General features: G+C 43.8%; 3 protein-coding genes and 1 pseudogene. 2 read left to right on the forward strand and 2 right to left on the reverse strand.

What is annotated here, in order from left to right; translation table 11 throughout:
* A pseudogene (locus ACFIJW_RS01950) lies at positions 1 to 217 on the forward strand (integrase); the annotation flags it as partial.
* Between the two features lie 210 nt (positions 218 to 427).
* Complete coding sequence (locus ACFIJW_RS01955; RefSeq protein WP_015856172.1) at positions 428 to 628, forward strand: AlpA family transcriptional regulator; 201 nt, start codon at positions 428 to 430, stop codon at positions 626 to 628.
* 102 nt (positions 629 to 730) lie between these two features.
* Here ACFIJW_RS01955 and ACFIJW_RS01960 read toward each other — a convergent pair whose 3' ends face one another.
* Both ACFIJW_RS01960 and ACFIJW_RS01965 read right to left on the reverse strand, forming a co-directional pair.
* Positions 731 to 1,132, reverse strand: coding sequence for a hypothetical protein (locus tag ACFIJW_RS01960; protein ID WP_375618845.1), 402 nt, complete (start codon positions 1,130 to 1,132; stop codon positions 731 to 733).
* Positions 1,129 to 5,311 (reverse strand): hemagglutinin repeat-containing protein (locus ACFIJW_RS01965; protein ID WP_375633119.1); only part of this gene is annotated, 4,183 nt, incomplete at its 5' end. The genes ACFIJW_RS01965 and ACFIJW_RS01960, both read right to left, overlap by 4 nt.

Genomic DNA, 5,311 nt, shown 5'->3' on the forward strand with positions numbered 1-5,311 from the left:
GAGAGACAATAAAATTGAGGCATGCCCCCATGGATTTCGTTCTAGTTTACGTGATTGGCTCGCTGAAACAACCGATGCCCCTTATGAAGTCGCAGAAACTATTCTAAGTCATACAGTAGGCGGTAAAGTAGAGCGTGCCTATCGTCGGACTGACTATCTAGAACAGCGCCGCGTTTATATGGATAAATGGGCGGCTTATGTCACGGGTCAATCTTAAGATATGGGGTGAATAACCCCATGATCTGTGGATAACTTTAGCTCTCTTTTCTCTCATTCTTTCTCAATAAGAGTCATAAATTATCACATCAGAAAAACTATGATAAAATATTGTTTTCTATAAATAAAATACCTTCAAAAATGAACCAAAATGTGGTTAATAAATAGTTATGATTTGTTCTCATTTTTTTACTTTTGAAAGGATTTTAGTATGACAGAAAATGATATTCTTTTAACAGACCGTGAAAGTGCAAAACTGCTTCATATGAGTGTTTCAACATTCCGGCGTCATGTTACCAATGGCTCTCTCCCAAAACCTTTAAAATTTGGCTTTTTATCCCGTTGGTTACAATCGGATCTTTTGAATGTAATCGAACAAGCAAAACAGCAACGTTATAACGACGCGGCATAAAAAGAAAACCTTATCACGTAAGGACGGACAAGGCTTTCTCAAACTCATCAACCTGGTGCTTTATTTGGTGTAAATTCAAGGCTTTCTCTACTGAAGCAAGACTTAAGGCTGGCATTCAGGTGCATTTTTATACTTTTTACAAAAAGGGCTGTTCAAACGCTTCTTGACACTGCGCTGTGGTATGACAGCACCTGGACGACAAATGGGAAGGTTTTCAGCTCTAAAAGTATAACACCAATATGGTCCTCCCCATTTGTAGCGGAATCCTGCTTGAATCATGCAAGCATCGATGGAAGCCTCTGCATTGATGCTTAGCTTTCTATTTTCTGGAAAAACATCATAAGGGGTTGGCATACCACATTCTAACAATGCTTTTCCTACCTCAGTAAAATCTGCTCCTGGTTTCTCCCATGCACTCAAAACTCCTGGTGGAGGCTTGTCGATGTTACATCCAGCAATATTTAACAGAATGAGACCACTTAATAATTTCAAGATTTGTTTCATTTTTTTCTTCCTGAATATTTTGAATAAATTGGCGTACGATTAGGTAATCCATAAGCCTGTCGACATATTGAACCTGCATTACCATAACAAGCATGGACACTGGGGTAGCCCTTAAATATTTGCCATGCTTCTTTCCAAGGACCACTTCCAGGAGGTATTTGCCCAAAAGTGTAAGGATTTTTGCCAATCTTTGTACCAACAAAGTCATTTTTATGATTTTCCAAGTTTACGTAATCCTGCTTTCCATCACTTAAGATATATAACGTATCTGCCATGTTTTGAGTATTATAAGCTGGTCCAAAGAAATTAATCGTTGTTTTCTTTGCTATACCATGAACACCATGCTTTTCTAAATCATGCGATCCATTGCCCGCTGTCATACTGCCACGGCTATGCGCATCAGTATGCAATCCTATATTGCCAAGGCTATACAACAGATTCTGGTACTTCTTCGTCGAATTGGTCAAAATACCCAACTTACCTTCTAGAGCATACTGATACCCTGCAATGAACAAATCTACCAAGAACGAATCGCTATGAGGGAACATCAGAAAATAGTGTGGATCATTCTTGTTATCAGCCAACTGAACCGCATTATGGGCTGCGTCATCTGGTGTTGTAAAAATACCATTGAGAAAAACATGAACCTTGCCATCAGAACCTTTTTGTAAATTCTGTTGTTCTTCAGGCGTTAAATAATGATATTGCGGCTGCGGGTTTCCATGACTGTCTCTTATAGGATTTCCATTTTCATCTTTTGCATAGATCACATTGCCATTTTCATCGTGATCTACAGTAGCCAGATAATGCTCTTTGATAAACATGTTTACAAAGCTCTGTTCAAAGATATTAGATCCTTCATCCGATAAATCATTGATCATATCTACGCGATTATGTACTATCCCCTCAAGCGATGCGACATCTAGCTGTTCTACTGCTTGGTGGGCTGTAGCGGTGTTGCGGTTGAGAGAGCCAATGATTTGTCCAGCATCTTGCCCCATCGCCCTTTGTCCAGTTGTATCAGTAAGGATGATAGTCCCATCACTGATAGCAGATTTGGTTTCCCCTTCTGCTCCATCCTTGGCTTTTCCATGACTTAAAGCATTTTTAGCAATATTTTTTATGATGCCATATTTCCCCTGTTGCAAAGCACCGCCACCAGAAATGCTAAACCCATGGCTGCTGGCTTTAGCATGGGCACTGTTGCTGATATCACTGGTGCTAATGCTTCCTGTGGTCAGGCTGTTTTTATCTGCCGGCGCGGTGCTGGCAATGATGCCTCCGGTCAGCGTTGTTTTGTCTTTAACTATGATATTAAAGCCGCCATCACCCGCTTTGATGCCTGATTGTTCCACAACACTATGATAATCACTAGAGGATTTATCGTTTTGGAAAGAGGCGCTCATGGAGCCCCCACCACCCGTTTGTCCAGCACCAAACCCAACAGAAACAGAGTTTTGCTTGCTGGAAGTTTGTCCCGTATCACTGCGGCTGGTAATGGCAAAATCACCCCCTACTTCCATTTCTACACGCTCTCCAGAAACCACGGCGCCTGCCAATGTGGTGTTTGCCCCACTCGTGGTATGAACAGTGCCGGTGCCTATAATATGGCTGTTTTTGTGTTGAACTTCCTCACTGGAACCTTCCCCTTGACTAAAAGCAGCACTGCCCGTTGCCCCTGCGCCACCCGTGCCATAACCGGTGCCAACACTCATTGAAGCACTTTCACTGCTGTTTTGTGTGCTTTGCGTGTTTTGTGCACTTTCAAAGATGATATCTTTACCTGCTTCCATGGTGATCTTTCCGCTCTGTGCATCATTTTCCAGCACATAGATTGGATTGGTACCAGCGATAACATCAGCGCCAACACCATGAATGCTGCCTTCGTGGGCATGCATGTTAACAGCGCGTCCGCCTTCTATGCTATCTGTCACCGCTGTGGAGACTTGAGAAGAGGCTTCTGTTTTCTCAGTTTTAAAGCCCACGGTTACACTGCCAGATGCGCCAGCCAGATTGGCAAGAGCATCCTTGGTGGAGCTCCCCAATCCTCCTAATGAGCTACTCAATCCTTTGGTTGTGTTCCCCTTTTCCCCCGTATTGCCAGTCAGCCAATTAATAAAGTTCTCTCCTTTATTAAAGAGGTGATTGATTTTCATGCCGGTCAGTATGCCATTAATAACTGTATTGTTACCATCCTTATTATTCATGTGATCTGCGGCATCTTTTAGTCCTTGTACCGTGCCAAGGACACCGATATCAACGGAAGTTGTCACACCAGCAAAAGACTTTTCATGTGTCTCTTTGCCGTTAGAGGTATCATAGCTTTCTGATAGGGTGATATTATTGCCGGCATCCATGTTGACATCACGATCCGCCGAAACAATGGCTGCTTGTAAATTCACATCATTGTCAGCAGTAATCTGCACATCTTGGCGTGCCGTGATGTGTGATTGTGTGGAAGTATTTTCCCATTGATCGCCCGTATCTTTGGCGCTTGCAACCCCAACACCCACAGAAGCACCGCTGTTGCTCTTTTCAAACTGAATGCCAAAGCCTGTACGTTCTTCCTTTGAGCTTGAGGAATGGCTATTATGACCAACAAGCACATTCACATCATGCGCTGCCGAAAGGTTAATATTCTCACCTGCAAGATCAGAGCCAACAATTTTCACATCTTTTTTCTTGGCAGTGATGTTGATATTGCCATCCGCATTGAGAGAAGAACCTTGATGCTCAAAACTCTCTTCATTTTCTGTCTTTCCCTCACTCCCGTATATCGACACAAAGCCCTTACCTGATCCCACACCAAAACCTGTTTCATGGGTCTCTGAATGGCTTTTATGGTGATCTGTCATGCCATCAATCGTCACATTTTCTCCGCTCACATTGATATCTTGACCGGAAAGAAGATGAGAAGCAGAAATCTTGGCTTCTCCTTGTGCGTCTAACACGATGTTGCCCGTTGCCCCAAGGATAGAGGAGACCGTTGTGGTATGCGATTGAGATGTATCGGACGATTCCTCATGCAAAAAGCCACTTGATGACGATTGTGCTTGCTGATCCAAATGTTCTTGGGCGCCTTTGATAGTAATCTTTCCCCCAGAGTGAATGGTAATATCCGCTTGTTTTTGTTCTCCTGGTGCTTTCTCTCCTGACGTTTCCTCTGCCTTACCGGCTATGAGCGTCGAGGCGACAACTTCCGTGTTATTTCCTGAGTCAATGGCAATGCCTTCACCCCCTGTTATGCTTGACCCCACAACTTGGCGCACATCCATCTTGTTATGCTCAGATTTACTGCTACTAAACACCCCACCCTCTTTGTGATACGACATCTCATAATGTAAGCTATCCTCTGCATTATTGATGAGAATATCGTTGCTGGCTTTCAGCCCTACCTTGCCATCAGCCGCAATGGAACTACCTGTGATGCTAAGATCATGCGGTTTGCCATCCTGCCCTGCAATGACAGTGGTATCACCTCCCGATTTTATCGAAGAGCCAACGGCATGAGAGGCTTGCATATCCACTTTCGTGTTTTTGGTGCGAAGATGATANTCACCTCCCGATTTTATCGAAGAGCCAACGGCATGAGAGGCTTGCATATCCACTTTCGTGTTTTTGGTGCGAAGATGATACTCCATCTCATCGTTTCTCACCCCTATTGTTACCTCCCCTTGGGCGCCAAGAGCAACATTACCCTTGGCATCTATATCGGAAGCAGCAATATGGATATCGCCACCCGATAGAACAGTGGTCTCTTTTCCAGAACTTAGATGAGAGCCATTGTGTAAGGCAACATGAGATGTTTCACTCCCATTCTGATTGTCCATACTGTTGCGTGTGGCATCAATCGAAACATTCCTCTCAGCTTGCAAGAGAAGTTTATCCTTTGTTTGAACATCAGAGCCTAAAATATTCAAATCTTTTCCAGAGGAAAGCGTTGTTGAGCCTCCAGAGTTGACTTCTGATTTATGATGCATGGTGGCATCACCGTGTTCATCATGGTAATGGGTTTCTGCTGAACCGATCGTCAAGTTACCTTGTTCTGTAGCCATGGCAAGATCACCTCCGGTAGTGATCCCCACCCCTGAGGCGGTTATATCTTGTTTAGCAATCACCGTTGCATTACCCCCAGCAGAAAGCGCCTCGGTGTTTAATACGGTCTCCACGCCGTCAACC

This window comes from Bartonella sp. MM97QHHN (assembly GCF_042194285.1).
Taxonomy (GTDB): Bacteria; Pseudomonadota; Alphaproteobacteria; order Rhizobiales; family Rhizobiaceae; genus Bartonella.

Excerpts from the sequence above, each read along its gene's own strand:
- ACFIJW_RS01955 (WP_015856172.1), top strand. The coding sequence starts at position 428 with ATGACAGAAAATGATATTCTTTTAACAGACCGTGAAAGTGCAAAACTG.
- ACFIJW_RS01960 (WP_375618845.1), bottom strand. The coding sequence starts at position 1,132 with ATGAAACAAATCTTGAAATTATTAAGTGGTCTCATTCTGTTAAATATT.